Genomic DNA, 26,039 nt, shown 5'->3' with positions numbered 1-26,039 from the left:
CTCAGTCTTTGTTCACAATCAGCAGCTCGGCTGCCCCGCTGCCCAGGCGAATCGTTTTGACCAGCAGCGAGATTTTGTTCTCTTCGTTCAGCAGGCTCCAGTACGTATCCGCAATCTGCTGCGCATCGTCGAACAGCGGCACGAGCTGCGGCTCGCCCTGGAAGGACGGCAGCGGATTGCCGTCGCCCTCGTACGTATGGATAACGTGCCCGAACCCGGGCAGCGCCTTCTCGTAGGAGTATACGTGGCGCAGCGTCTGATCCTCCGTATTGCCGCTCGCCTTCAGGATCGACAGCTTGTAGGCGAACTGCGGGTCGCCCAAGTCGACGATGCCGCTGATCCGCGGCGTAAAGTTCGGCGCGTCCGGCTCGTAGGTGCGGCGGTTCAGCGCCGACTCGAATGTGCCGCCGGATTGCAGCTCATCGTAAATCGTATCCGTCTGGTCGCCGTTCGTGATGATATGCTTGCCGTCCTTATGCTTGGCCGGATAATAAATAATGAGCGACGGGTCCGTCAGCTTCGCCGGATCTTTCGCTTCCGTGCGCACGAAGCCATTCTCTTCCTGGATGAACACCCGGTTGCGGCTGTTCTCGCTGCGGCCCATGATCCAATACACCTGCACAAGGCGCGTGCCGTCCGGCGTCATGCCAATGACGATGCCGCGGCCGGGGTAGGCGTTCTCCCGCAGGCGGTTCAAGTAAGCGTCCGCTTGCGCGGCTCTGGACGTTGCTGTGATGGTCACTGTAGCTCCTCCTTCGTTTGCCTTAGTGATGGAACAGGCGGACGCCGGAGTAGCACATGACCATGCCGTAATCATTGGCGGCCTGAACCACTTCTTCGTCGCGCATCGAGCTGCCTGCCTGGACGACATATTTCACGCCGCTGCGGCTGGCCCGATCCAGGTTGTCGCGGAACGGCAGGAACGCGTCCGAGCCATAGGAGACGCCCTGCAGCTTGTTCAGCCAAGCCCGCTTCTCCTCCCGGCTAAGGCGCGCCGGCACTTCCTCGAAGCACTGCTCCCAGGCGGCCTGCTCGACCGGCGTCAGCTCTTCCTCCAGCCACAGGTCGATCGCATTGTTTTGCTCGGCGCGGGACAAGCCTTGGCGGAATTTCATGCCGAGCGCCGTCGGGTGCTGGCGAAGGAACCAGCGGTCGGCCTTGTCGCCGGCCAGGCGCGTACAGTGAATGCGCGACTGCTGGCCTGCGCCGATGCCGATCGTCTGTCCGTCCAGCGTATAGCAGATGGAGTTCGACTGCGTATATTTGAGCGTCACCAGGGCAATCAGCAGATCGCGCTTCGCCGTCTCCGGCAGCTCCTTGTTCTCCGTTACGATATGCTCCAGCGCGGATGCGTCGATGACGGCATCGTTGCGCTCCTGCTGCAGCGTCAAGCCGAACAGCGTGCGGCTCTCGAGCGGGTCCGGCACATAATCCGGGTCGATCTGCAGCACGAGATATTTGCCGCCCTTCTTGGCGCGGAGAATGTCCAGCGCTTCGTCGGTATATCCCGGAGCGACGACCAGATCGGATACTTCGCGCTTAAGCAGGTTCGCGGTCGAGACATCGACGACATCGCTGAGCGCGGCAGCGTCGCCGAAGGAGGACATCCGGTCGGCGCCGCGGGCGCGCGCATAAGCGGTCGCCAGCGGCGACAGCTCCAGCCCTTCGACGAAGTAGGCTTTGGCCAGCTCGGGCGTCAGCGGCGCGGCGACGGCCGCCCCTGCCGGGCTGACATGCTTGAACGATGCGGCAGCCGGCAGTCCGGTCGCTTTCCGCAGCTCGCGGGCAAGCTGGAAGCCGTTCAGGGCATCCAGCAGATTGATGTAGCCCGGGTCGCCGTTCAGGACGCGAATCGGCAGCTTGCCTTCGCCGAACAGCTTGGCCTGTTTTTGATGCGGGTTCATGCCGTAACGCAATTGCAACACATTCGTATCGCTGGCCGTTTGGCTCATTGTGCTATCCCATCCTTTGGTTGAATGATGACCCGGTTGTCGGCAAAGCGGATTCGGCCTTCCGCGATCCCCTGCACGACGTCGGGATAAAGCTCATGCTCGATCCGGTGAATTTTCTCCTCCAGCGAAGCTTCCGTATCGTCCGGCGCGATGGCGAGCGCCCGCTGGGCGATAATCGGGCCGCTGTCCAGCCCCCCGTCCACGTAATGCACGGTAACGCCGGTTACCTTGACGCCGTGGTCGAGCGCCTGGCGCACTGCATGCAGCCCCGGGAACGACGGCAGCAGCGACGGGTGAATATTGATCATACGCCCCCAGTAAGCTTCGACGAGCACGCTCGTAATGATCCGCATATATCCGGCCAGTACGACCAGCTCGATCCGTTCCTCGCGCAGCCGCTCCAGCAGCTCCTGCTCGTAAGCCTCGCGGGACGGGTAATCCTTCGGCCGGAACGTATGTACCGGCACGCCCGCCGCCTGCGCCCGGCCGACGACGGCCGCCGCTGGCTTGTCACAGACCAAAAGCCCGATGGTGACATCGAGCTTTCCGGCCTTCGCCGCATCGACCAGCGCCTGGAAATTGGACCCGCTTCCGGAGGCGAAGACCGCAATGCGCAGCGGCTTCGTCATACGGACACCCCGGAGAAAGCAACCGCCCGCTCGCCCGGCGTGACGCGCCCGAGCCTGTAGGCCTTCTCTCCGTTCGCCTCGAATACGCGCACCGCCGCATCCGCCTGCTCCTCCGAGACGATAACGACCATGCCGATGCCCATATTGAATGTGCGATACATATCGTCCTTGCTGATATGGCCTTCCCGCTGCATCAGCTCGAAAATCGGCAGCACCGGCCAGGAGCCTTCGTCGATGACCACGTTCACGCCTTCCGGCAGCACGCGCGGAATGTTCTCGAGGAACCCGCCGCCGGTAATGTGCGCCAGCCCCTTCAGTTCCACCTGCTCCAGCGCGGCCAGCACAGGCTTCACGTAGATTTTGGTCGGCGCCAGCAGCACGTCGCCGAGACGGCCGCCCAAGGCGTCGATATGCTGATCCAGACGGTACCCTTTCTCCTCCAGCAGCAGCCGTCTGACGAGCGAAAACCCGTTGGAATGCACGCCGCTGGAGGCGAGCCCGAGAACGACGTCTCCCGGACGAATTCGCGAACCGTCGATGATGTTTTTCTTATCGACAATGCCGACCGTGAAACCGGCGATGTCGTATTCCCCTTGCGAGTACATGCCCGGCATCTCCGCGGTTTCGCCGCCGATCAGGGCGCAGCCTGCCTGGAGACAGCCGTCGGCGATGCCTTTCACGATCGCTTCGATCTTCTCCGGAACGACTTTGTCGCACGCCAGGTAATCGAGGAAAAAGAGCGGCTCCGCGCCCTGCACGACGACGTCATTCACACACATGGCGACAGCGTCGATGCCGATCGTATCGTGCTTATCCATCGCGAAAGCGATCTTCAGCTTCGTGCCGACCCCGTCCGTGCCGGAGACGAGCACCGGCTCCTCATATTTATCTTTGTTCAGCCCGAACAATGCGCCGAAGCCCCCCAGCTCGGTCAGCACCTCGGGACGGAATGTCTTCTTGACATGCTTCTTCATCCGTTCAACCGCTTCGTTGCCGGCGGCGATGTCGACTCCGGCCTTTTTGTATGCGTCGGACATAAGTGTCAACCCCTCCCTATCGGATTACAGCCAATTCCGTGCTTAATCGCAGCCGCAGCCAAGCGCCTCTTCGTCCGGCACCGGCGTCGGATAGCGGTTGTCGAAGCACGAGGTGCACATGCCGCGGTTCTCCTCCACATTCGGGCGGCCGATCGAAGCGAGCAGCCCCTCTTTGCTCAGAAAATGAAGCGAATCCGCGTTGATCGCCTGTCGAATCTCCTCGACCGACTTGACGGCTGCGATCAATTCCTTGCGGTTCGGCGTGTCGATCCCGTAATAACAGGGATTCATGTACGGCGGCGAGCTGATGCGCACATGCACCTCGGTCGCGCCCGCCTCCCGCAGCAGGTTGACGATGCGCAGCGACGTCGTCCCGCGCACGATGGAGTCGTCGATCATGACGACCCGCTTGCCCTCGACGACTTTGCGCACGGCGCTCAGCTTCATCTTCACGCCTTGCTCGCGCAGCTCCTGGCTCGGTTGAATGAAGGTCCGGCCTGTGTAGCGGTTCTTGATCAGCCCGAGCTCGTACGGGATGCCCGTCTGCTCGGCAAAGCCGATCGCCGCGGAGATGCTCGAATCCGGCACGCCGGTGACGACGTCGGCGTCGACGAACGATTCGATCGCCAGCTGCCGGCCCATCCGCTTGCGGGCGGAGTGAATATTGATCGCGTCGATGTCGCTGTCCGGGCGCGCGAAATAGATGAACTCCATCGCGCAGATGGCGCGCCGCTTGATCGGCGAGAACCGGTCCTCCGTCAAAGCCCCGGTATGCAGATCGAGAACAAGCAGCTCGCCGGGAGCCATGTCGCGGTAATACGTGCCGCCGACTGCGTCGAAGGCGCACGATTCGGAGGCGAACAGCCAGGCGTTGCCGAGGCGGCCGATCACGAACGGCCGCAGCGCATGCGGGTCCAGGGCGGCGATCAGCTTGTCCTTGGTCAGAAACAGGAACGCGAATGCGCCAACGACCCGCTGCAGCGCCTCCTTGACAGCGCCGACGATATCGTCGTGGCGGGAGCGCGCGATCAGATGCGCGACGACTTCCGTGTCGCTCGTCGTCTGGAAGATCGAGCCCTGCTGCTCCAGCTCGCGCTTGATTTCCGGCGCGTTGGTGAGATTGCCGTTCGTGGCGATGGCCAGATCGCCTTCGCGGTACTTGAAGACGAGCGGCTGGGCGTTCGCCAGCTTGCTCTCGCCGGACGTCGAATAGCGCACATGGCCGATCGCCATGTTGCCGTTCATCCGGCCGAGGTTCGTATGATCGAACACTTCCTTGACGAGCCCCATCCCCCGGTGGTACTCGAAGTTCTCGCCGTTCGTTACGCAGATGCCGCAGCTCTCCTGGCCGCGATGCTGCAGCGCGTGCAGCCCGTAGTAGGAGAGGTTGGCCGCTTCGGGGTGACCGAACACCCCGAAGACGCCGCACTCTTCGCCGAGCTTGTCGAGAAGGCCGGCATGGGCGTTGACGCCCTCGTTATAGTAGTTTCCCGTCCACAGCCGTTGTCCGTCTTTTATTTCATCAGACATGGAATCGCATCCTTCCAGACCTGCTCCATTTGGGCGACAGGAAGCTCAATGGCCGGAGCGCCGTTCACGCGAATGCTAAGCTCCGCTCCGCCGACCGTACCGAGACGCTGAACCGGCACGCCCTGCGATTCGATGAAGCTTTGCAGCTTATCGGCGTTCTCCGGCGCCGCGCTCAGCAGAATGCGCGACTGGCTCTCGCTGAACAGGGCGATATCGCGGCGCAGATCGGTGGCGAAATCGACGCTTGCGCCGAGCCCGCCACTCATGCAGCTCTCCGCCAGCGCGACGGCCAGACCGCCCTCGGACAAGTCATGCGCCGAGGCGACGAGCCCTTGGCGGATCGCTTCCAGCACCGTATCCAGCAGCCGCTTCTCCACGTCCAGGTCGATGTGCGGCGGACGGCCTTCCGTCACGCCGTGAATGACGTACTGGAACTCGCTGCCGCCAAGCTCCGCCTTCGTCTCGCCGAGCAGCAGCACGACGTCGCCCTCGCGCTTGAAGCTTTGGGTCGTAATATGGGCCGTATCGTGCACAAGACCGACCATGCCGACGACCGGCGTCGGATAAATCGCGCCTTTGGCGTTCTCGTTGTACAGGCTGACGTTGCCGCCGATAACCGGCGTATTCAGCTTGCGGCACGCCTCGGCCATGCCGTCCGTCGCCTTCTCCAGCTGCCAGAAAATGTCGGGCTTCTCCGGGCTGCCGAAGTTCAGGTTATCGGTGATCGCCAGCGGCTCGGCTCCGGAGCAGACGTTGTTGCGCGCCCCTTCGGCGACGGCGATCATGCCGCCGATTTCCGGGTCGAGATACACATAACGGCCGTTGCAATCCGTCGACATGGCGAGCGCCTTCTTCGTGCCGCGGATCGTTACGACTGCCGCATCGGAGCCCGGCTGTACGGCCGTGCTGGTGCGCACCATGTAGTCGTATTGATTGTATACCCATTCCTTGCTGGCGACGGTCGGCGAAGCGAGCACCTTGAGCAGTGCATCCGCAAGATCCGTCACCTCCGGATAACGGGTCGTATCGATCGCCGCGCTCGCTTCGTAGTACGCCGGCACCCGGGAAGGCTTGTGATACACCGGACATTCGTCGACGAGCGCCTTGACCGGCATGTCGCCGACCAGCTCGCCGCGGTGAAACAGCTTCAGCCTGCCGTCGTCCGTCACTTTGCCGACCTTGACGCAGTCGAGCCCCCAGCGCTTGTAGATCGCCTTGGCCTGCTCCTCATGCTCCGGCCTTACGACGAACAGCATGCGCTCCTGGGATTCCGAGAGCATCATCTCATAGGCCGTCATGCCTTCTTCGCGCTGCGGCACTTCATCGAGATACAGCTCCATGCCGTTGCCGGCCTTGCTCGCCATCTCCGAGCTGGAACAGGTCAGCCCGGCCGCGCCCATGTCCTGAATGCCGACGACGATGCCGGAATCGATCAGCTCCAGCGTCGCCTCAAGCACCAGCTTCTCCATGAACGGATCGCCGACCTGCACGGCGGAGCGCTTCGCTTCCGATTCCTCCGTCAAATCCTCGGAGGCGAACGTTGCCCCGTGGATGCCGTCGCGGCCGGTGGCCGGTCCGACATAGAATACCGGGTTGCCGACGCCTTTGGCCACGCCCTTCTGAATCTTATCGTGATCGATCAGGCCGACGCACATCGCGTTGACGAGCGGGTTGCCCTCGTAGCTCTCGTCGAACATGACTTCGCCGCCCACGGTCGGAATGCCGATGCAGTTGCCGTAGCCGGCGATGCCGGAGACGACGTGCTCGAACAAATATTTGACGCGGTCGTTCGTGAGCTTCCCGAAGCGCAGCGAGTTCAGCAGCGCCACCGGTCGCGCGCCCATCGAGAAGATGTCGCGAATAATGCCGCCGACGCCCGTCGCCGCGCCTTGATACGGCTCGACCGCGGAAGGATGGTTGTGGCTTTCGATCTTGAACACGACCGCCTGGTTATCGCCGATGTCGACGATGCCGGCTCCTTCCCCGGGTCCCATCAGGACGCGCGGACCTGTCGTCGGAAACTTTTTCAGGACGACCTTGGAGTTTTTGTAGGAGCAATGCTCCGACCACATAACGCTGAACACGCCGATTTCCACATAGTTCGGCTTGCGGCCGAGAAAACCGCAAATTTTGGCGTATTCATCGTCGGTTACTCCGAACTGCTTGTATATTTGCTGATCGGCAATTTGCTCTGCCGTCGGCTCCTTAGCGGACAGCTGCTGCTGCGTCATGTTTTTCCCTCCAGGCGTTCAGGATCGAAGTGAACATCCGGCGGCCGTCCGCCGAACCGAGTATTTCATGCACGGCGCGCTCGGGGTGCGGCATCATGCCGACCACGTTGCCCGCCCGATTGCAAATGCCCGCGATATCGTCGACCGAACCGTTCGGATTGTTGCCGGCCTGATAGCGGAAGACGATCTGGTTGTTTGCTTTCAGCTCCGCCAGCGTCGCCTCGTCGCAATAGTAGTTGCCTTCGCCGTGAGCGATCGGGATATTGATCAACTCGCCCTGCTTGTAGTCGCGCGTGAACGGCGTCTCGGCGTTGACCACTTCGAGCAGCGAGGCGTGGCAGCGGAAATTGAGCGATTTGTTGCGCAGCAGCGCGCCCGGCAAAAGACCCGCCTCCGTCAAAATCTGAAAACCGTTGCAAATGCCGAGGACGTATTTGCCTTCCTCCGCCGCCTTGACCAGCTCGGCCATCACGGGAGCGAAGCGCGCGATCGCGCCGCAGCGCAGATAGTCGCCGTACGAAAAGCCGCCGGGAACAAGAATGCAGTCGTATTTGGAAAGATCGGTGGCCGTGTGCCATACATACTCGACCGGCTGGCCGATCACGTCTTCCACCGCTTTGTAGCAATCGATATCGCAGTTAGAGCCGGGGAACACGAGTACCGCAAAGTTCATTCTGGTTTGCTCCTTCCTTGCCCGGGCCGATTAGTTCAGCTCGAAGCGGTAGTCTTCGATCACCGTATTAGCCAGCAGCTTCTCGCACATCGCCTTCACCCGTTCTTCGGCGACAGCGCGGTCGTCCGTGTCAAGATCGACCTCCAGATATTTGCCGATCCGCACCTTGCCCACCTCGTTAAAGCCCATCGAATGCAGCGCCCCCTGCACGGCGGTTCCCTGCACGTCCAGCACGCTTTCCTTAATCGTTACATACACGGTCGCTTTCAACATCGTCCATCCGTTCTCCCTTCGGTGGGTTGATCGTATTCATTGATGATAGGAATGAGTCCCATGAAGCTCTGCCCGGGCCGGCAACCTACCTCCGGCCTACCTGCCGCCTACCTGCTGCGTCAGCCGCCGGTAAATGTCCCGGTAACGCGCCGACGTCTCTTCCACGACGCTTGCCGGCAGCGGGTCAGGCTTGCTGTTCTTGTCCCAGCCGCTGCCTGCCAAATAGGTGCGCACCGGCTCTTTGTCCATGCTGTCGATCTCGATGTCGTAGGCGAAATTTTCCTTGGCCCAGAATCGGGAAGAGTCCGGGGTAAAAATTTCGTCGATCAAGATGAGCTCGCCGTCCAGCAGGCCGAATTCGAACTTCGTATCGGCCAAAATGATGCCGCGCTGCTCGCAGTAATCGCGGGCGAATTCGTACAGCTCGATGCTCTTCGCCATCAGCTTGTCGGTCAGCTCCGCGCCGACCAGCTCTTTCATCCGCGCGATGGATATATCCTCGTCGTGACCGACGTCGTTTTTGGCGGCCGGCGTGAACAGCGGCTGCGGAAAACGCTCGTTCTTCCGCAACCCGGCGGGCAGCTCCTGGCCGTTGATTTGTCCGCTCGCCTGGTACTGCCTCCAGCCGCCGCCGGTGATATAACCGCGGACGACGCACTCGATGTCGATGCGCTCCGCTTTCTTCGTCACCATAATCCGGTCCTTCATGATGGCCGTATCCGTAATGACATCGCCCAAACGGTCCGCATCCGCATGCACGACATGGTTCGGAATGATATGCTTTGTCTTCTCGAACCAAAATTTGCTGAGACCGTTCAGCACATTGCCCTTGTCCGGCACGGCGGGCTCGAGCACCCAGTCGAAGGCCGAGATGCGATCGGTCACCGCGATCAGATAGTGTTCCCCGAGATCGTACAGCTCCCGAACCTTGCCCTTGTATTTCAGCGGCGCCTTGACATAAGCCTCGGCGCTAGCAATTGCCGTCGTCGCGCTCATCTTGACCTCAGCCTCCCTTTGCTTTAAATCAATCCCAGCTTGGCAAAAATCGTATCGACGTGCTTCAAATGCCAGTTCGGATTGAAGGCATCCTCGATCTCCTCCGGCGTCAGCGCCTCACGGATGGCCGGCGTACTCTCGATAATTTCGCGGAAAGAGCGCTGCTCCTCCCACGCCTGCATCGCCCGCGGCTGCACCGTATCGTACGCCTGCTCGCGGCTCCAGCCTTTGTCGATCAGCTTGGTCATGACGCGGCCGGAGAAGGGCACGCCGTAGGTGCTCTGCATGTTGCGCTTCATATTTTCCGGGAATACCGTCAAGTTTTTGATGATGTTGCCGAGGCGGTTCAGCATGTAGTTGAGCAGCTGCGTCGCGTCCGGCAGGATGATGCGCTCCACCGAGGAGTGCGAAATGTCGCGCTCATGCCACAGCGGCACGTTCTCGTACGCCGACACCATGTGGCCGCGGATGACGCGCGCCAGGCCGGAGATGTTCTCGCAGCCGATCGGGTTGCGCTTGTGCGGCATCGCCGACGAGCCTTTTTGCCCTTTGGCGAAAGGCTCCTCGACCTCGCGGAATTCGCTCTTCTGCAGCGCCCGGATTTCGGTTGCAAACTTGTCGAGCGAGGTGGCGATCAAAGCGAGCGTCGCCATATATTCCGCGTGGCGGTCGCGCTGCAGCGTTTGGGTCGAGATCGGCGCCGGCTTCGTGCCCAGCCTGGAGCAGACATATTGTTCGACGAACGGGTCGATGTTCGCGTACGTGCCGACCGCTCCGGAAATTTTGCCGTACTGGACGCCGTCCGCCGCGAAGCGGAAGCGCTCCAGGTTGCGCTTCATCTCCTCGTACCACAGCGCAAGCTTGAGGCCGAACGTCGTCGGCTCGGCATGCACGCCGTGCGTGCGGCCCATCATCGGCACATCCTTGTATTTCAACGCTTGCGAAGCCAAAATATCGATGAACTGCTTCAGATCGTTCTCCAAAATCTCGTTGGCCTGCTTCAGCAAATACCCGAGCGCCGTATCCACCACGTCGGTGGAAGTCAGTCCATAGTGTACCCATTTGCGCTCCGGTCCCAACGTCTCCGAGACGGCCCGCGTGAAGGCGATCACGTCATGGCGCGTTTCCTGCTCGATCTCGTAAATGCGGTCGATGCTGAAGCTTGCGTTCTTGCGCAGCGCCTGCACGTCCTCCTTCGGAATGACGCCAAGCTCGGACCACGCCTCACAGGCCAGCAGCTCCACCTCAAGATAAGCCTTGAATTTGTTCTCTTCAGTCCAAATGCGGGCCATCTCCGGCCGCGTGTAACGTTCGATCATCGTATATCCTCCGTTCGGGTTACTTGCCGCAAGACGCCGATGGCGCACGAATATGTCGTCGCCGGGCGTCCGCTTCGGTCCGTTGACATTGTGCCGATGGTCCTCATCAAATGTTCAAGCTATTTCCATACCCCGGACCGCTCGATCCAATCGAGCGCGTCCTGCACGTTATCGGTCAGCAGGTTGACATGCCCCATCTTGCGGTTGTCCTTCGCCTCGCTCTTGCCGTACAGATGAAGCTTGGCGGTCACGCCGGGCACGGCGGTCTGCGATTCGGGGCGCACCATCCACTCGAGCAAGGGCTGAACGTGCTGCCCCAGCACGTTGACCATCACGACGCCCGACAGCAGCTTCGCCGGTCCGAGCGGCAGATTGCATACCGCCCGCAGATGCTGCTCGAACTGCGAGGTGCGGCACGCCTCCATCGTATAATGCCCGGAATTGTGAGGCCGGGGAGCGAGTTCATTGACGAACAGTTCGCCTTCCTCGGTAAGGAACATCTCGACGGCGATCAAGCCGACGACATCGAGCGCCTCGGCGATGCGGACAGCCATTCGCTCCGCCTCCGCCAGCACCTGCCCGGAGGCTCTTGCCGGCACGATCGACAGGTGCAGGATGTTGTTCACATGCACGTTTTCGGCGGCGGGGAACGCCTTCACCTCGCCGCGCGGGCTGCGCGCCGCGATGACGGATATTTCCTTGGCGAAGCGGACAAACTGTTCCAGCACGAGCTCTCCTCCCGCCCTGGACAGCGTGCTGTAAGCGTCAGGAACCTCGGCCAGCTGGCGAATCACCCATTGGCCTTTGCCGTCGTAGCCGCCGGTCGCCGTCTTCAGCACGCAGGGCGTGCCGAACGCCTGAACGGCCTCAAGCAGCTCCGCCTCGCTGGCGATCGCCCGATACGGCGCCACCCGCACGCCGGCCGCTTCGATCGCGCGCTTCTCGCGAAGCCGGTGCTGGGTCGTATGCAGGAGGCGGCTGCCCTGCGGCACATACGACTGGGCCATCAGCAGCGCGGTCACGTCCGCGTCCACGTTCTCGAACTCATACGTGATCACGTCCGACAGCTCGGCCAGCTGCCGCGCCGCCGCCGCATCGTGATACGGCGCGGTAATTTGCCGGTCGGCTACCTGCCCGCAGGGCGCGTCGGGAGTCGGATCGAGCGTCACGAAGCGGTAACCCATCGCCCTGCCGGCCAAAGCCAGCATGCGGCCGAGCTGCCCTCCGCCCAGCACGCCGACGGTTGCCCCCGGGGGGATGACCTTGGACGGATCGTATGGCCGTGCAAGGTTCTTCGGTTTATTCTCCGCCGCGTTCATTCAAGCACGCTCTTTTCGATGACGCTGGCGGCGATGCGCTCTCTCCGCTCCGTCAGCTTGGCCTGCAGCGCCGGATCGAAGGCGGCCAATATTTGCGCGGCCAGCAGCCCCGCGTTCGTCGCCCCGGCATGGCCGATGGCCACGGTAGCTACCGGCACGCCGCCCGGCATCTGCACGATGGAGAGCAGCGAATCGAGGCCGTTCAAAGTGGACGACTTCACAGGCACGCCGATGACAGGCAGCACTGTTTTGGCCGCTACCATGCCGGGCAAATGCGCAGCGCCGCCCGCTCCGGCGACGATGACTTTAAGGCCGCGCGCCGCGGCCGTCTCGGCGTAATCGAACATCAGATCGGGCGTACGGTGGGCGGACACCACTTTCTTTTCATAAGGAACGCCAAGCTCCTCCAGCACGTCGCAAGCATGCTTCATCGTCTCCCAATCCGATTGGCTGCCCATAATGACTCCTACAAGCGCAGACATGTCAAACCTCCGTCATAATTAGATTGGATCGATCTTGCCAGAAAATTCTGCGGGATCCACACGCTGAATGTTCAGTGCGCAGGTGACGACCGATGGCGGCGTCCCCCTTAAAAAACAAAACGTCCTTCGGATAGCTTGCCCGCCGCTATACGGTAGATCGGCTATCGGGAGGACGACAAGATTATATCCCAAGCGCAAGCTAAGGCCAGCACCAGGTGCCGACCTTTTCCCGTAGAAAACGCTTGACGCTAAGGCTCGTAGTCCAAAAATTTATGGTTTTTGGGTAGAAACTTTCGGGCCATATCCCCGATATTATACGAGCAGCCTCGACATATTTCTCCAGCATGAAACATCTTTGCCGGTTGTTCAATAATTCCTTCTTTCGATCCTAGTTTATCAATGTTTTACACCGGATGTCAACTACAAAAACCGAACATTTAAGAAATAATCCCAAGCAATAGTTCGCATTTCAATCTCTATTTTTGTCGACTTGTTCGACCTCTTATCGCCCTCTCCAGCGCCGCAGCAGCGCCAGGCTTTCATCCACCTCTGCTGCCGAGAAATTGCCGCGTCGCAAGTCTTCCTCCGCAAGCGCCGACCACCGCTCATACATCCGGATGCCTTCCTCAAGCAGCTTCTCTCTGGTGTCGTTCGGAGATAGCGCATCCGCCTCCAGCAGCCGGAACAGCTCGTCCTCTGCCTTCGCGTAGCGTCCTTTTGCTTCAAAATATTGAATCAGCAGCTTGCGCGCCGCCGGCTCCGCGCCAACGGTATTGCTCTGCTCTAGCAGCTTGTCGATTTCTTCGTCGAACGCTTCCTCCAGCCCCTGCGCATCTCCCGATGTCCGAACGATCAGAAGAATCTCCATCGCTTTCTTCCTCCGCGCGACGGCCTCCGGGCTGTGCCCCATCTCCTCCAGCACGTCCGCTTCCGCGTCCAGCGCTTGGCCGAGCGCGAGCGCTTTGCCCGGATCGGGACCTCCCCCCGGAGACAGCAGCTTGAGCAACTCTCTTGCCGACAATCCTCCGACCAGCTTCGAATTCAGGCCGAGCAGTTGTTTCATCGCCTGTCCGAGCACTTCCATCGCCTGCTCGAACTGGCGGTTTTTCCGCAAAAACACCGTTTCGCCGACCGCCTTGGTCATTTGCTGGATGAGACGAAGTATATAATCCCGCTGGTACACGGTTGCCTCCCCCCTTTTTTCATTATATTATCATGCAGCCAATAAATCTTAAATCGCTGCGAAGCTGCAACCTTTTGAGCCGCTCGTCCGTCTGATGAATTGAAGAAAGCAAAATACGACACAAGCCGACATCCCGTCCCTGCCAATTCCAGGCAAACGATGGATGATTTTGTGCGTTGCGCATATTCCCTTCCCTATGATAAATTCTTAAAAGCCGAATCGGACAAGGTTTTTTACACTTGTGCGTACGGGGGACGATTTATTGGGGTGAATGATTGCACGAGCCGTCAGCCGGCTGGTGCGAGCTAGGGCGCCTGCCTGCCCGAACCCGTCAACTAACCTCGGAGGCTGTCATGGGAGGGACTTATGTTGAAAACACATTGGAAAGGCTTGCTGCTCGCACACATCTTGGCTTTGCTTGTTATTCTTCCTCAGTATCAGCCGGTTTACGCCCAAGAGGAGCCGCCGGTCAAGGCAGCAGAGGATGTGAAGGTGCAGGTCAACCATGAGCTGGTGCAGTTTCAGGGCGCCCAGCCTTTTCTGGATGAGAATCATACGCTGTACATGCCTGCCCGTCCTGTAGCGGACAAGCTTGGCTACGAGACGACCTGGGAACAGAAAGGCAATACGATTGAAGTGATATTGAAAGACGATCAAACGACCGTTTCCTTATTGGCCGGTACCGACCAGGTGCTCGTCAACGGCGAACCGACCGCATCGGCTTACAAAACTTTTTTGCTGGACGGTCGCTTGTACGTGCCGTTCCGGCTCATTTCCAACACGTTCGGCATTCAGACGCAGTGGGACGGCACCAACCGGATCGCCATTCTCGGCGCGGACGGGAAATATCATGCCCCCGCTTGGTATAAAGCGCAGGAGCGGCCGAAGTTCGCCAAGATCATTGAAGCGAAAGCGACGGCTTACACCGCAGCGGCCAGCGAGAACGGCGGCTGGGCCGGCAAAGATTATTTCGGCAACCCGCTTAAGCTGGGGACGATCGCGGTCGATCCCAAGATGATTCCGCTTGGCTCGAAAGTATATATTGAAGGCTATTCACATAAAGGCTTGCCGGAAGGCGGGATGTACGCCGTCGCTTCCGATATCGGCGGCTCGATCAAAGGCAACCGGGTCGATATATTCGTTCCGCAATCGCAATCCGAAGCCCGGCGCTTCGGCGTGCAGCAAGTGAAAATTTATGTACTTAACGAACAGAGCTAATCGTTGATCGTCCAAAGCCCGTTTCTCATCCAAGCACATCGCAGCTGTTTCCTTAAAGCGGGAACGGCTGTTTTTTATTGCCGCCCGTTTTTTCACATAGAATGTCCAGCAGCAAAAAGTAGCCAGCGGCTGACTCCAGGCGTCTCGCCGCACTCGGGGCAAGATGCCAAAAACGGGATTCCTGAAGGAATTCCGTTTTTTAGTGTAGGTGGGGTTTTAGGTTTGTTTTTATTATCGACGTACATTTTGCCGCTGCAACGTCATTCCCCGGCGATGCCGATCATCGCCGGGGAATGAATGACAAGGAGAACTATGCCAAATCGAGCGCTTTCAACTCTTCGTCCGTAAAGACGCGGGACCGCGTCAGGAAGCGGCGTCCTTCCGGTCCTTCCAGCGAGAACATGCCGCCCCTGCCGGGAACGACATCAATAATAAGCTGGGTATACTTCCAATATTCGTATTGCGCTTTGCTCATATAAAAATCGGCTCCCCCGATCTCCCCCAACCAGACATCGTGCTCTCCGATCAGAAACTCGCCTTTGCGGTAACACATCGGGGAGCTTCCGTCGCAGCACCCCCCTGATTGGTGGAACATGATCGGGCCGTGCTTGGCTTTCAGGAGCTCGATCAGCTCCAGCGCCGCGTCGGTGGCCAGAACTTTGCGCACTTCCTGCATGCCCCGCCCGCCTCCGCCCTTAAAAGAATCCCAGGGCATTCGGACTGTAGCTGACCAGCAAGTTCTTCGTCTGCTGGTAATGGGCGAGCATCATTTTGTGCGTTTCCCGGCCGATCCCCGAAACTTTGTAGCCTCCGAAGGCGGCGTGAGCCGGATAGGCATGATAGCAGTTGGTCCATACGCGGCCTGCCTGAATGCCTCTGCCGAACCGGTAAGCGATATTGATATCACGGGTCCAGACCCCCGCCCCCAATCCGTACAAGGTGTCGTTGGCGATCGCCAAAGCTTCTTCCCGATCTTTAAAGGTCGTCACGGCAACGACGGGACCGAAAATCTCCTCCTGGAAGATCCGCATTCGGTTGTGCCCTTTGAACACCGTCGGCTGGATGTAATAGCCTCCTTCCAGATCGCCCTTCATCTCCGCCCGTTGGCCGCCGATCAGGCATTCCGCGCCTTCCTGGTTGCCGATATCGATATAGGACAAAATTTTCTCCACCTGCTCGGAAGAAGCCTGGGCGCCGATCATCGTTTCCGTGTCGAGCGGGTTGCCCTGCTTGATCGCGGCCACGCGCTTCAACGCCCGCTCCATGAACGCTTCGTAAATCGATTCCTGAATCAACGCGCGGGACGGGCATGTGCAGACTTCGCCCTGGTTCAACGCGAACATGACAAACCCTTCTATCGCCTTATTCAAGAAGGCGTCGTCTTGAGCGCATACGTCCTCGAAGAAAATGTTAGGCGACTTCCCACCCAATTCCAGCGTCACCGGAATAATGTTTTGCGACGCATATTGCATGATCAGACGGCCGGTCGTCGTTTCCCCGGTAAATGCGATTTTCGCGATCCGGTTGCTCGAAGCAAGCGGTTTTCCCGCTTCCAGACCGAATCCGTTTACGATATTCAGCACACCCGGCGGCAGCAAATCGGCGATCAGCTCCGCCAGCACCATGATCGAGGCGGGCGTCTGCTCTGCGGGCTTCAGCACGATGCAGTTGCCTGCGGCCAAAGCCGGCGCGATCTTCCATGCGGCCATCAGCAGCGGGAAATTCCAGGGGATGATCTGGCCGACGACGCCCAGCGGTTCATGAAAATGATAGGCGACCGTGTCATCGTCCAATTCGGCGAGCGTTCCTTCCTGGGCCCGAATGCAGCCTGCGAAATAACGAAAATGATCGATCGCCAGCGGCAGGTCGGCAGCCAACGTCTCCCGGACCGGCTTGCCGTTATCCCACGTTTCGGCAACAGCAAGCATCTCCAGATTGGCTTCCATCCGATCGGCGATTTTTTGCAGGATCTGGGCACGCTGGGCGACCGGGGTGCGTCCCCAGGCGTCCTTGGCGGCATGGGCCGCATCCAGGGCAAGCTCAATATCCTCCGCCGTCGAGCGGGCTACTTCGCAGAACGGCCGGCCAGTTACCGGTGAAACGTTCTCAAAATATTGTCCTTGGACAGGCGCCACCCACTTCCCGCCGATAAAGTTGTCGTATCGTTTTTTGAATTCGATGTTGGAGCCGCTCTGCCCCGGTTGTGCGTAAATCATGCGCGCTTCCTCCTTTAATAATAAATTCGGATACGTCCAATTAAGGAGCAAAAAGCGTGCCAACCGAATTAAGGCGGCTGGGCCGGCGTTTGTTGAAAGCGTTTCTATGGAATTGCACCGATATGGAACACGCGGCGTGTATCGGATATCCCAAAATCGAACACTCCACAACCGCGATTCTTCCTTTTTCGAGCAACGGGACTATTTCTCATTCAGAATGTAGCGCAGCGTGCGGACGGTAATGTTTAACTGCCGGCTCAGCGATTGTCTGTCGGCATGCGGCCCGGCGAGCCCGTTTTCGATGATTTTTCTCCCGACTTCCGTTTCCATTCGCCTGATCCGGCTCATGACTTTTTTCAAGTCTACCCGGCCGGCGCCCTCCAGGCCCGCGACCAGCTGCTCCACAAACCTCCCGGCTTCCCGTTCCAGAAAATCGTCGAGCTGCCGTTCCGACGCCCTCGAACGGCTCTGCCGCGCGGCTTCGTCCAGCAAGAAGCGCGGAAGATGGCCGGCCTTGATCCGCTTGCACTCGTGAATGGCGTGCGTCTGATTAAGCACATTGAGCAACTGGCGGACGTTTCCCGGCCAGTCGTACGCTTGCAAAATTTCGATCGCGTCCGGCTCCAGCCCGCATGCTCCGCCATATTTCCGGTCCAGATAATGCTGCGCGATGAGCGGTATGTCGCCAGGCCGTTCCCGCAGAGGAGGGATCGACAGCTTCACTCCTTCCAGCCGGTACAATAGGTCGGCGCGAAACCGCTTGTTCTGAACCTCGGCTTCCAGATCGCGGTTCGTGGCCGAAATGATTCGCGTGTTGCTCTTGCGAATCTCCTCGCTCCCCACCCTCATGTATTCTCCCGTCTCCAGTACACGCAGCAATTTGACCTGAACGGACAGCGGCGCCTCGCCGATCTCGTCCATGAACAAGGTTCCGTTGTTCGCCAGCTCGAAATACCCTTTCCGGGACTTGATCGCACCGGAGAACGCCCCTTTCTCGTGGCCGAACAGCTCGCTCTCAAGCAGAGATTCCGGCACCGCGGCGCAGTTAATTCCGACGAACGGATGCGAAGCCCGCTGACTGGTTCCGTGTATGAATCGAGCCATCAATTCTTTGCCGGTTCCCGTTTCCCCCTCGATCACAATGTTGATCGGTTTGGGGGCCAGCTTTCCCGCCACGGCGAGCACGTTGCACAGCGGGCTCGTGGGGCCGCATATGATGCCGTATTCCGCCGCTGCCGGGTGAGGAAGCTCCTTGCCGCCGCCTGAGCGCGCGAGCGCCGCCTCGATCGCGCGCTCAAGACTGTCCAGGTCGTCGAACGGCTTTTCCAGATAGTCTTTGGCGCCCGCCTGCAGAGCCGATACGGCCGATTTGACGGTCCCGTATCCTGTCATCATCAGCACTTCGCATTCCGGATGGCTGGTTTTCGTTTTCGTAAGCAAGTCCAGTCCGTTCGCATCGGGCAGCTTCAAATCGATCAGGGCGAGGTGAAACGGGGACGGATGGCTGTGAAGAAGCTCTTCGGCTTCCCGCCCGGAATTCGCGGTCATCACCTTGCATTGTTTGTCCTCCAGCAAATATCGGAAGAAAGTGGTCACTTCGACTTCATCATCGATTACAAGCACGTTAGTCATGTTCAGTCCTCCCCTTCATGATCCGGAACAGGCAACAGCAGCGAGAATACGCTGTACTCGCCGACTCTGCTGTCCACCAGCAGCTTTCCTCCGTGGGACTCGGCAATGCCAAGACTTACCGACAAGCCGAGACCTGTGCCCTTCATTCGTTCCTTCGTGGTAAAAAAGGGATTGAAGATTTGGCTCAGATGCTCGCCTGCGATGCCGACCCCGTTGTCGCGTACATAGACAGATACGAACAGCCGCTCCTCGAGACGGGTAAGGCATGTCCCAACGGTTATTTCCGGATCGTTTTTTCCCTGGACGGCGTCTCTTGCGTTCAGAAGAAGATTGATGATGACCTGTTCGATCTGATTGCGGCTTCCCCTGACAGACGGCAGCGATTGCTCCGTCTCTTTCCGCACGGTGATGCCGGATACGACCAATTGATAGCCGACCAGCCCGAGCACATCGTCAATCAGCTCGGACAGCTGTATCGTTTCCGGCTGAACTTCCTCCTGCCTGGAGAAGATCAGCAAGTTCTGGATAATTTTTGTGCAGCGCAGGCCGCATTGATAAATGTCCGCCAGCATTTTGCCGTGCCGCCCCTCCTTCATAGCCCGCATCAGAAGCTGTACATGGCCGAGAATGGCGGTCAGGGGGCTGTTCAGCTCATGGGCGATCCCGGCCGCCATCTCGCCCAGCGCGGCCATTTTGGCGGATTGAATCAATTGCGCTTCAAGGTTGATTTTCTCGCTCACATCTTTGAACAGGAGGATGTTTTCGATGGAAATCCGGGCATGCTCCCCCAAACGCTGATAAAGCTCGAGCTCCTCGCGGGAATATTCCTTGTTCTGCCGGTTCTGCAGGGTGAGATAGCCGTATATTTTCCCCGTCTGATACTGCAAACCGACGGAAGCGCTGTAATAACCCGGCGTCACCTCTTGAAGCAAGCGATCAAATTCCTCGGGCGTCCAGGCATCATTCGCCCCAATCCGACGCTTGACGAAGCGGCATGACCAGCTTTCGCCTTCCCGCTCCGCGGCGTGAAACAATAGGCCAGTCTGGTCCGCCAGCGTCAGCATGAACCGGTCGAATGCGACAATTTGCGACAACTGGGCGGCCAAGTAGACGCTGACTTCCTCCCACGATTTTTCCACATGGATCTGGGCCAGTCGATTGATGACTTCCAGCTGCTTGTTTTTCTTCTTCAGTTCTTCAACGGTGGCGCTCAATTCGCTGTAATAGCTTTTGCGCGAAGACCGGATGCCGGTGAGCCTGTCGATCAATTCCTGTTTGCCGAGCATGCGTCCTCACTCCCCAATGCTTGGCGGAACAACCGCTTCACTTCCTCCGCTTCCAGATCGCGCGGGTTGGTGATCATGCAGGCGTCCTGAACGGCGTTGCCGCTCAGGAAATCGAGCTGATGCGCCTCCAGGCTCACATCGGCGAGCGAGCCCGGGATGTCGAGATCGAGCGCCAATTGTTTAACGGCCTGGATCGCCTTCCGGGCGGCCTGGGTCTGGCTCAGACCGCTTACGTTCTCCCCGAGCGCCGCGGCGATGTGGGCGTATTTCTCGGGAGCCGAAATCAGATTATACTCCATGACATGAGGTAGCAATATGGCGTTGATCTGGCCGTGCGGCAGGTCCAGCAGCCCCCCCAGTTGATGGGACATGGCGTGAACGGCGCCCAGGATCGAGTTGGAGAAGGCGATGCCTGCCTGCAAACTGGCCATCGCCATCGCTTCTTTGGCTTCGCGGTTATGCCGGCTGGCCGCGGACGGACGAAGATAGCCGGCAATCAACCGCATCGCCTGTAGCGAATACTGTTCCGTCAGCGGCGTTGCCGCCAGGGAAATATACGATTCAATGGCATGCGTCAGGGCATCCATTCCGGTATACGCCGTCAGGCGCGCGTCCATCGTCATTAAGGTTTGCGGATCGATAATCGCTATATCGGGGATTAACGATTTCGACACGATGGTCATTTTCAGCTTTCGTTCGGAATGGACGATAATGGCGAATTGGGATACTTCCGAACCGGACCCTGCGGTCGTCGGCACCATCACCATCGGCGGAAGCGGCCGGGTAACGAGATCGACGCCTTCATACCCGCGGATCTCTCCGCCGTTTGCGGCCAGCAGGGCGACCGCTTTGGCCGCGTCGATGGCGCTTCCTCCGCCGACGCCGATCACCGAGTTACAACCGTTTTCAATGTAGGCGCGGACGCCTTGTTCCACTTCGTAATCTTTCGGATTCGGAGTCGGCTCCGTCCAAAGACAATAATCCAGACGGCAAGCTTTCAGGTGGCGGACGATCGTCTCGACCCAACCGGCCCGCACCACCCCTGCGTCGGAGACGACAAACACTTTTTTCGCTCCTAGCCGAAGCATGCTTTCCCCGATTTGGCCGAGCGCATTCGTGCCGAAAATAATTTCGGGCGTCATGAACTTGAAAATTCCCATCGACATTCCCTCCCGTGCCTGTTGTGTTTCAATCTTCATGTTCTTGACGCAGTGCCGGAAAAATGTCACGGCAGCCGTTTTTTCGGCCGGTCGGCCGAATTTTTGGCATTGAAGCCGGCAAAACCGGCGAAATTCCGCAAATTCCGCTTGGCATGAATTTTGCGTCTTGTAGTAAGCGATGCCATTGCTTCAATGGCCGCATTTCCATCCAAAGGGAGGATTCCGAATGAAAGCTGCAGTCGTCAATCAGTTTCATCAGAAGCTCGAAATCAAAGAGGTGCCGGTTCCGAACGTCGGACCGGGAGAAGTGCTGGTCCGAATTACGGCATGCGGCGTGTGCCATACCGACCTGCACGCCGCCCACGGCGATTGGCCGGTGAAGCCCAAGCTTCCCTTGATCCCTGGTCATGAAGGCGTCGGTTACGTGGAAAAGCTCGGTCCTGGCGTCACTTCGCTGAAGATCGGCGACCGGGTCGGCATTCCGTGGCTGTACTCCGCTTGCGGCGAATGCGAGTATTGTTTGACCGGATGGGAGACGCTGTGCAAGCAGCAACAAAATGGCGGCTATTCGGTAGACGGCGGATACGCGGAGTATTGCGTGGCGCCTGCCGCTTACGTGGCGCGAATCCCGGACGGTGTCTCGGACGAAGAGATCGCTCCGATCCTGTGCGCGGGCGTAACGACGTATAAAGCGCTTAAAGTGACGGGCGCGAAGCCGGGCGAATGGGTCGCGATCTATGGGATCGGCGGTCTCGGTCATATCGCGCTTCAATACGCGAAGGCGATGGGCTTTCAGGTGATTGCCGTCGATATCAGCGACGACAAGCTGGAACTGGCCCGCAGCCTGGGAGCGGACTTGACCGTGAACGGAAGATCGGTCAACCCCGCAGAAGAAATCGACAAGCAGGTCGGCGGCGCTCACGCCTCGGTTTGCGTGGCAGTGAACGCGAAAGCGTTCGAGCAAGCCTATCGCTCCGTAAGACGAGGCGGCACGATGGTCGTTGTCGGCCTTCCTGCCAGCGAGCTGCCGATTCCGATCTTCGATACCGTTCTCAACGGCGTGACGGTCAAAGGATCTATCGTCGGCACGCGAAAAGATATGCAGGAAGCATTGGAGTTCGCCGCCCGCGGCCAAGTGAAGGCGATGATCGAAGTACAGCCGCTCGAAAGCATCAACGAAGTATTCGAACGCATGGAACAAGGAAACATTAACGGGCGGATCGTGTTGAAAATCAACTGATGTAAGCGCTGTCCAAAAAACCGCTCCGGTCTTGAACCGCGAGAAACACCATTACGTTGCGGAGTTCCGCGTAATGGTGTTTTTTTCATTGCCGGAATCGCCCCCCCCCTCCTTCCCGATTTGTCCTCCATCGTCGACCATATCGCCGGCAGGCCAATTCCGTTCCCGCGCCTTCAGGAGGCCGATTTTGCAGCTTCGGATTCGCGGCGGTTGCCGGCATGCGTTCGGTTTGATCGGATTCATGATCCTGTCATCTCCTCCTCATGTCCGAATAGGTCATCCCCCATTCTCATTTCATGCAAAAAACATGCCAAAGCGATTAACGCCGTGGCCAAATGCCGGCAGCCGCGCATCCAACCCGATAGGAAGGAAATCCATTTTTACATTCTGCACGCAAAACCTTCGTTTCGTGTATCATTTTGAAACATTCTTGCTTAAAACCGCACAACAAGTTCACAAATTTGTTATATTAGAATTAAGCTTTGTTTTGATGGAGGTGTATTGGCCATGTCGTTCCCGCGAGCAGACAAGCAGACGAATGTTGTGGAGAGTTCTTGGAAGCGCTGTCAAAAATACGGATTAAAGCGGTCCGATCCGGCGGACGACCGGTTGTTAACCGGAAAGCAATTGAATGAAATCCTTCATGAAAACGGGGTTTTGATCAGGCACGCCTCTCATCTGTTCGGGAAACTGGAACGCTTCATCAAACAAACGGGCCAAGTGGCTCTGCTGATCGACTTGCACGGCAACCTTATTTATTCGGCCGGCGATCCCGATTTTTCCAAACGCGCGGAAACGGTCCAATTGCAGGTAGGAGCCAATTGGTCGGAAAGCCGAAAAGGAACGAATGCCATCGGGGTGGCCATTGCGGAAAAAATTCCGGTCCGCGTCCATGCCGACGAACATTATTTTCAATCGAACCACTTCCTTACTTGCGCTTCCTCTCCGGTATTCAGCCCGACCGGGGAACTGATCGGCGTGATCAATTTCAGCACCAAACAGGAAAATTACAACGCTTTCAGTCTGGCGCTCGCCACGATGGCCGCAGAAGCCTTGCAGAACCGGTTGCTCATCGAATCTTCCGGGAAAGAACATCTGCTCGTTTTAAAGGAACTGGAATATTCGATGCAAACGAATCCGCTTCCGCTCGTATCGCTGGATGAAGACAATCGAATCATTCGCGCCAATCAAGCGGCGCTGCGGGTGATCGGCCAAGACGCCATCGGCAAGGAATTTTCCGGCATCGAAGGCTTCAGGATCGAAGAAATCCGCGATCACCGCCGGAAAGTATGGCGTTCCATGGCGGTTCAACAGAAAGTGATCGGCGTGAATCGCCTCTACACGTTTGCCGATATCGTCGGGTCGTGCCCGCGCATCATCGAGAAAAGTGAACTGGCGCGCAAGGCGGCGTTGACCGACTTTCCAATCCTGCTGCTGGGCGAAAGCGGCACCGGAAAGGAGTTGTTCGCGCAATCGATTCATACGGCGAGTTTGCGGGCCAGCGGCCCTTTTATTGCCGTCAATTGCAGCGCCATCCCCGAAAGTCTGGTGGAGAGCGAATTGTTCGGCTATGAGCGCGGTTCCTTTACCGGGGCCAACCGGGAAGGAAAGGCCGGAAAGTTCGAGGCCGCTCATAAAGGGACCATTTTTCTGGATGAAATCGGCGACATGTCTCTGCGCGCGCAAGCGGCTTTGCTCCGTGTTGTGCAGGAACGCACCGTCACCCCGGTCGGCAGTTCCAAGAGCAAGCCCATCGATGTGAGAATCATCGCCGCGACCCATAAAAATTTGCAAAACGAAATCCGGGAAGGACGGTTCCGCGCCGATCTGTATTACCGTTTGAAAGGAATTCAAATCACCTTGCCTCCGCTTCGCGAAAGAAGCGATCTTGTCGAGCTCGCCGAGCATTTGCTTCAGAAGCAAGGTTATCCGAACCCGCATTTATCCCAAGAGGCGGCAAACAAGCTGTGGCTGCATACATGGCCCGGGAATGTCCGCGAATTGAACAGCGTTTTGATCGAAGCGTCTTTTCTGGCTGACGGCGGTCCCATTCGTCCCGAACATCTGCAGTTTGAAGCCGATCCCCATTCCGCGCGGGAAGCGGTGACCGCCGATAAGGCCATCCCTTCGCTGAAAGACGCCGAGATTGAAGCGATCAAAAAGGCGCTGCAGGCGACGGGCTGGAACTTGAGCAAAGCCGCCGCCCTGTTGGATATCGCCAGAACGACCTTGTACCGAAAAATCGAAGAATACGGGATCGAGCGATAAAAACGGCAAGGACGAGAATCAAGGGGTGGCACATTGGGCCGCGCGCTCATCCTGAATGACGCCGCTCCGGTGAGGGGCTCCGATCTCGAGCACGCCATCCCGCATGCCTCGGATCTCGAGTCCGCCATCCCGCATAGCTCGGATCTCGAGCACGCCATCCCGCATAGCTCGGATCTCGAGTCCGCCATCCCGCATGCCTCGCGGGATTCGCCCAGAAACGGAACGGCGAAATCCGGGACGCCCAGCCTTCTGTAATCGGTAATCTGCAACATAATCTGTAACCGATAATCTATAACATATGCCGGCCTTCTGTAACCAATAATCTGCAACTGATAATATAGAATGACCAGCTCATGCAAAATAATACTGAACACATATTCCCTGGTCTCCCTAACCCCAATTGCCCGCAAGACGAAATCTCCCGAGAGCGCGTTTGGGCGCCGCGCTAGCGCTGTCCCTTCCCGGGCACACCCGGACCCTTGAGGCGGTCCGCTCCCGATCATCAGGTTGAACGCCATTCCTAGGCCCATTGAGGCGACGAATCCTGCAAAAAATGCAACATTTTCCGTATCCTACACGCTAGAGGTAGGGAAATGTTGCACTTTGTGCAACAATTTGAGCGCGTTTGGTTGCAAACCCGGGAATATCGCCCGAAATGTTGCACTTTTTACAACATTAGGCCGCTAGAGCGGTATATTTCCCCGTTTTTGTTGTACAGAATACAACATTTGTTGATTCACTTGAAAATTCTTGCGGTATCCACACGCTGAATTTTCTATACCACAGGTGACGTCCGATGACAAAAGGAATCGCTTGTCATAGGCGTCTCTCCCCGCGGCATCCGTCTCGTACCCGGCAAGTTGGTTGCTTTGGGCGCCTGTTCGTTTCGCCGATGGAAGCCAGCGGGATCGTCTCCGGCTCCAATTGAAGCTGTGGGATCGACTCGAAAGCGCACAGCGGTTTAGGCCCGGTTTCCCCCGCCCGGGGCACGGTCCTAGGGTTTAGATCCGGTTTCCCCGCCTGAGGCACAGCCCCAGCCGGGGCCCGGCCCAATTTCGCGCTGGACGCCTGAAGCAAAAAAAGAACCTCATCAGCTCGAAAAGCTAACAAGGTTCTTTGTCCGCTTGGCAACGTCCTACTCTCCCGGGACCCTTCGGTCCAAGTACCATCGGCGCTGGAAGGCTTAACGGTCGTGTTCGGTATGGGTACGCGTGGTTCCCTTCCGCCATCATCACCAAACGGGTATTCAGGTTCTCTGGGGCCCCCGCAAAGTATTCGGAATTCACTTCGCCAGCTTCTTCTTCACTTTGTGGGGTTCCATGTTGCTCCCTGAAAACTGGATACGAAACATACGCTGCAGCTTTTAGCATTTTAGTTAAGCCCTCGACCGATTAG

The 26,039-nt window shown here is 58.5% G+C and carries 23 protein-coding genes, 1 rRNA gene and 2 riboswitches; of the genes, 4 read left to right on the top strand and 20 right to left on the bottom strand.

Annotated elements, in window-relative coordinates:
* Position 1: 1 nt before the first annotated feature.
* The 13 genes from F591_RS0115130 to F591_RS0115070 form a co-directional block, all read right to left on the bottom strand.
* Positions 2 to 742, bottom strand: coding sequence for an IMP cyclohydrolase (locus tag F591_RS0115130; RefSeq protein ID WP_019535463.1), 741 nt, complete (start codon positions 740 to 742; stop codon positions 2 to 4).
* 22 nt (positions 743 to 764) lie between these two features.
* Positions 765 to 1,952, bottom strand: coding sequence for a phosphoribosylaminoimidazolecarboxamide formyltransferase (locus F591_RS0115125; RefSeq protein ID WP_019535462.1), 1,188 nt, complete (start codon positions 1,950 to 1,952; stop codon positions 765 to 767).
* Complete coding sequence (gene purN, locus F591_RS0115120; protein WP_019535461.1) at positions 1,949 to 2,581, bottom strand: phosphoribosylglycinamide formyltransferase; 633 nt, start codon at positions 2,579 to 2,581, stop codon at positions 1,949 to 1,951. Before purN ends, F591_RS0115125 begins: the two co-directional genes overlap by 4 nt.
* A complete protein-coding gene (gene purM / locus F591_RS0115115; RefSeq protein WP_019535460.1) occupies positions 2,578 to 3,618 on the bottom strand; it encodes a phosphoribosylformylglycinamidine cyclo-ligase in 1,041 nt (346 codons plus the stop codon). Before purM ends, purN begins: the two co-directional genes overlap by 4 nt.
* Before the next feature lie 42 nt (positions 3,619 to 3,660).
* Positions 3,661 to 5,148 carry an amidophosphoribosyltransferase gene (gene purF / locus F591_RS0115110; RefSeq protein ID WP_019535459.1) on the bottom strand — a complete coding sequence of 496 codons (1,488 nt, stop codon included), beginning with the start codon at positions 5,146 to 5,148 and terminating at the stop codon, positions 3,661 to 3,663.
* Positions 5,133 to 7,379 carry a phosphoribosylformylglycinamidine synthase subunit PurL gene (purL, locus tag F591_RS0115105; protein ID WP_019535458.1) on the bottom strand — a complete coding sequence of 749 codons (2,247 nt, stop codon included), beginning with the start codon at positions 7,377 to 7,379 and terminating at the stop codon, positions 5,133 to 5,135. The genes purF and purL overlap by 16 nt, the downstream gene beginning before the upstream one ends.
* Positions 7,354 to 8,052: a phosphoribosylformylglycinamidine synthase subunit PurQ gene (purQ, locus tag F591_RS0115100; RefSeq protein ID WP_019535457.1), complete on the bottom strand. Its 699-nt coding sequence runs from the start codon at positions 8,050 to 8,052 to the stop codon at positions 7,354 to 7,356. The genes purL and purQ overlap by 26 nt, the downstream gene beginning before the upstream one ends.
* 30 nt (positions 8,053 to 8,082) lie before the next feature.
* Positions 8,083 to 8,325 (bottom strand): phosphoribosylformylglycinamidine synthase subunit PurS, encoded by a 243-nt coding sequence (gene purS / locus F591_RS0115095; protein ID WP_019535456.1) that lies wholly within the window; start codon positions 8,323 to 8,325, stop codon positions 8,083 to 8,085.
* Positions 8,326 to 8,421: 96 nt separating this feature from the next.
* Entirely contained in the window at positions 8,422 to 9,321 is a 900-nt protein-coding gene (locus F591_RS0115090; protein WP_019535455.1) for a phosphoribosylaminoimidazolesuccinocarboxamide synthase, read from the bottom strand.
* 23 nt (positions 9,322 to 9,344) lie between these two features.
* A complete protein-coding gene (purB, locus tag F591_RS0115085) occupies positions 9,345 to 10,640 on the bottom strand; it encodes an adenylosuccinate lyase (RefSeq protein WP_019535454.1) in 1,296 nt (431 codons plus the stop codon).
* A 119-nt stretch (positions 10,641 to 10,759) separates the two neighbouring features.
* Complete coding sequence (purK, locus tag F591_RS0115080; protein WP_019535453.1) at positions 10,760 to 11,959, bottom strand: 5-(carboxyamino)imidazole ribonucleotide synthase; 1,200 nt, start codon at positions 11,957 to 11,959, stop codon at positions 10,760 to 10,762.
* Positions 11,956 to 12,441: a 5-(carboxyamino)imidazole ribonucleotide mutase gene (gene purE, locus F591_RS0115075; protein WP_026326641.1), complete on the bottom strand. Its 486-nt coding sequence runs from the start codon at positions 12,439 to 12,441 to the stop codon at positions 11,956 to 11,958. The genes purK and purE overlap by 4 nt, the downstream gene beginning before the upstream one ends.
* 238 nt (positions 12,442 to 12,679) lie before the next feature.
* Positions 12,680 to 12,781: riboswitch (purine riboswitch) on the bottom strand.
* 162 nt (positions 12,782 to 12,943) lie between these two features.
* Entirely contained in the window at positions 12,944 to 13,624 is a 681-nt protein-coding gene (locus F591_RS0115070; RefSeq protein WP_019535451.1) for a DUF6483 family protein, read from the bottom strand.
* Between the two features lie 202 nt (positions 13,625 to 13,826).
* A riboswitch (cyclic di-AMP (ydaO/yuaA leader) is annotated at positions 13,827 to 13,989 on the top strand.
* A 1-nt stretch (position 13,990) separates the two neighbouring features.
* Here F591_RS0115070 and F591_RS0115065 point away from each other — a divergent pair.
* Both F591_RS0115065 and F591_RS31495 read left to right on the top strand, forming a co-directional pair.
* Entirely contained in the window at positions 13,991 to 14,842 is an 852-nt protein-coding gene (locus F591_RS0115065) for a stalk domain-containing protein (RefSeq protein ID WP_019535450.1), read from the top strand.
* Positions 14,843 to 14,845: 3 nt separating this feature from the next.
* On the top strand, positions 14,846 to 15,139 hold the full coding sequence (locus F591_RS31495) for a hypothetical protein (protein ID WP_156829587.1): 294 nt from the start codon (positions 14,846 to 14,848) through the stop codon (positions 15,137 to 15,139).
* Between the two features lie 13 nt (positions 15,140 to 15,152).
* Here the strand turns inward: F591_RS31495 and F591_RS0115060 are convergent, their stop codons facing one another.
* The 5 genes from F591_RS0115060 to F591_RS28215 all read right to left on the bottom strand — a co-directional run bounded on the left by F591_RS0115060 (position 15,153) and on the right by F591_RS28215 (position 21,136).
* On the bottom strand, positions 15,153 to 15,518 hold the full coding sequence (locus tag F591_RS0115060; RefSeq protein ID WP_019535449.1) for a DUF779 domain-containing protein: 366 nt from the start codon (positions 15,516 to 15,518) through the stop codon (positions 15,153 to 15,155).
* A 19-nt stretch (positions 15,519 to 15,537) separates the two neighbouring features.
* Positions 15,538 to 17,058: an aldehyde dehydrogenase gene (gene adh, locus F591_RS0115055; protein WP_019535448.1), complete on the bottom strand. Its 1,521-nt coding sequence runs from the start codon at positions 17,056 to 17,058 to the stop codon at positions 15,538 to 15,540.
* Positions 17,059 to 17,259: 201 nt separating this feature from the next.
* Positions 17,260 to 18,690, bottom strand: a complete 1,431-nt coding sequence (locus F591_RS0115050; RefSeq protein ID WP_019535447.1) for a sigma-54-dependent transcriptional regulator — start codon at positions 18,688 to 18,690, stop codon at positions 17,260 to 17,262.
* A gap of 2 nt (positions 18,691 to 18,692) precedes the next feature.
* Positions 18,693 to 19,976 (bottom strand): sensor histidine kinase, encoded by a 1,284-nt coding sequence (locus F591_RS0115045; RefSeq protein ID WP_019535446.1) that lies wholly within the window; start codon positions 19,974 to 19,976, stop codon positions 18,693 to 18,695.
* Complete coding sequence (locus F591_RS28215; RefSeq protein WP_019535445.1) at positions 19,955 to 21,136, bottom strand: iron-containing alcohol dehydrogenase; 1,182 nt, start codon at positions 21,134 to 21,136, stop codon at positions 19,955 to 19,957. Before F591_RS28215 ends, F591_RS0115045 begins: the two co-directional genes overlap by 22 nt.
* A 226-nt stretch (positions 21,137 to 21,362) precedes the next feature.
* Here F591_RS28215 and adhP point away from each other — a divergent pair, with 226 nt between their 5' ends.
* Positions 21,363 to 22,376 carry an alcohol dehydrogenase AdhP gene (adhP, locus tag F591_RS0115030; protein ID WP_019535443.1) on the top strand — a complete coding sequence of 338 codons (1,014 nt, stop codon included), beginning with the start codon at positions 21,363 to 21,365 and terminating at the stop codon, positions 22,374 to 22,376.
* A gap of 51 nt (positions 22,377 to 22,427) precedes the next feature.
* Here the strand turns inward: adhP and F591_RS0115025 are convergent, their stop codons facing one another.
* A complete protein-coding gene (locus F591_RS0115025; protein ID WP_019535442.1) occupies positions 22,428 to 22,619 on the bottom strand; it encodes a hypothetical protein in 192 nt (63 codons plus the stop codon).
* A 264-nt stretch (positions 22,620 to 22,883) separates the two neighbouring features.
* On the opposite strand from F591_RS0115025, the gene F591_RS0115020 reads away from it, so the two are divergent.
* Entirely contained in the window at positions 22,884 to 24,644 is a 1,761-nt protein-coding gene (locus F591_RS0115020; protein WP_019535441.1) for a sigma-54-dependent Fis family transcriptional regulator, read from the top strand.
* Positions 24,645 to 25,766: 1,122 nt separating this feature from the next.
* On the opposite strand, the gene rrf is transcribed toward F591_RS0115020, so the two are convergent.
* Positions 25,767 to 25,883: ribosomal RNA gene (gene rrf, locus F591_RS0115010) — 5S ribosomal RNA — on the bottom strand.
* Positions 25,884 to 26,039: the final 156 nt, after the last annotated feature.

It is taken from the genome of Paenibacillus ginsengihumi DSM 21568 (assembly GCF_000380965.1).
In the GTDB taxonomy this organism is placed as follows: Bacteria; Bacillota; Bacilli; order Paenibacillales; family NBRC-103111; genus Paenibacillus_G; species Paenibacillus_G ginsengihumi.
This window is presented reverse-complemented; position numbering and strand designations above follow the sequence as displayed.

Excerpts from the sequence above, each read along its gene's own strand:
- F591_RS0115125 (WP_019535462.1), bottom strand. The coding sequence starts at position 1,952 with ATGAGCCAAACGGCCAGCGATACGAATGTGTTGCAATTGCGTTACGGC.
- purN (WP_019535461.1), bottom strand. The coding sequence starts at position 2,581 with ATGACGAAGCCGCTGCGCATTGCGGTCTTCGCCTCCGGAAGCGGGTCC.
- purM (WP_019535460.1), bottom strand. The coding sequence starts at position 3,618 with ATGTCCGACGCATACAAAAAGGCCGGAGTCGACATCGCCGCCGGCAAC.
- purF (WP_019535459.1), bottom strand. The coding sequence starts at position 5,148 with ATGTCTGATGAAATAAAAGACGGACAACGGCTGTGGACGGGAAACTAC.
- purL (WP_019535458.1), bottom strand. The coding sequence starts at position 7,379 with ATGACGCAGCAGCAGCTGTCCGCTAAGGAGCCGACGGCAGAGCAAATT.
- purQ (WP_019535457.1), bottom strand. The coding sequence starts at position 8,052 with ATGAACTTTGCGGTACTCGTGTTCCCCGGCTCTAACTGCGATATCGAT.
- purS (WP_019535456.1), bottom strand. The coding sequence starts at position 8,325 with ATGTTGAAAGCGACCGTGTATGTAACGATTAAGGAAAGCGTGCTGGAC.
- F591_RS0115090 (WP_019535455.1), bottom strand. The coding sequence starts at position 9,321 with ATGAGCGCGACGACGGCAATTGCTAGCGCCGAGGCTTATGTCAAGGCG.
- purB (WP_019535454.1), bottom strand. The coding sequence starts at position 10,640 with ATGATCGAACGTTACACGCGGCCGGAGATGGCCCGCATTTGGACTGAA.
- purK (WP_019535453.1), bottom strand. The coding sequence starts at position 11,959 with ATGAACGCGGCGGAGAATAAACCGAAGAACCTTGCACGGCCATACGAT.
- purE (WP_026326641.1), bottom strand. The coding sequence starts at position 12,441 with ATGTCTGCGCTTGTAGGAGTCATTATGGGCAGCCAATCGGATTGGGAG.
- F591_RS0115065 (WP_019535450.1), top strand. The coding sequence starts at position 13,991 with ATGTTGAAAACACATTGGAAAGGCTTGCTGCTCGCACACATCTTGGCT.
- F591_RS0115060 (WP_019535449.1), bottom strand. The coding sequence starts at position 15,518 with ATGCAGGAAGTGCGCAAAGTTCTGGCCACCGACGCGGCGCTGGAGCTG.
- adh (WP_019535448.1), bottom strand. The coding sequence starts at position 17,058 with ATGATTTACGCACAACCGGGGCAGAGCGGCTCCAACATCGAATTCAAA.
- F591_RS0115050 (WP_019535447.1), bottom strand. The coding sequence starts at position 18,690 with ATGACTAACGTGCTTGTAATCGATGATGAAGTCGAAGTGACCACTTTC.
- F591_RS0115045 (WP_019535446.1), bottom strand. The coding sequence starts at position 19,976 with ATGCTCGGCAAACAGGAATTGATCGACAGGCTCACCGGCATCCGGTCT.
- F591_RS28215 (WP_019535445.1), bottom strand. The coding sequence starts at position 21,136 with ATGGGAATTTTCAAGTTCATGACGCCCGAAATTATTTTCGGCACGAAT.
- adhP (WP_019535443.1), top strand. The coding sequence starts at position 21,363 with ATGAAAGCTGCAGTCGTCAATCAGTTTCATCAGAAGCTCGAAATCAAA.
- F591_RS0115025 (WP_019535442.1), bottom strand. The coding sequence starts at position 22,619 with ATGAATCCGATCAAACCGAACGCATGCCGGCAACCGCCGCGAATCCGA.
- F591_RS0115020 (WP_019535441.1), top strand. The coding sequence starts at position 22,884 with ATGTCGTTCCCGCGAGCAGACAAGCAGACGAATGTTGTGGAGAGTTCT.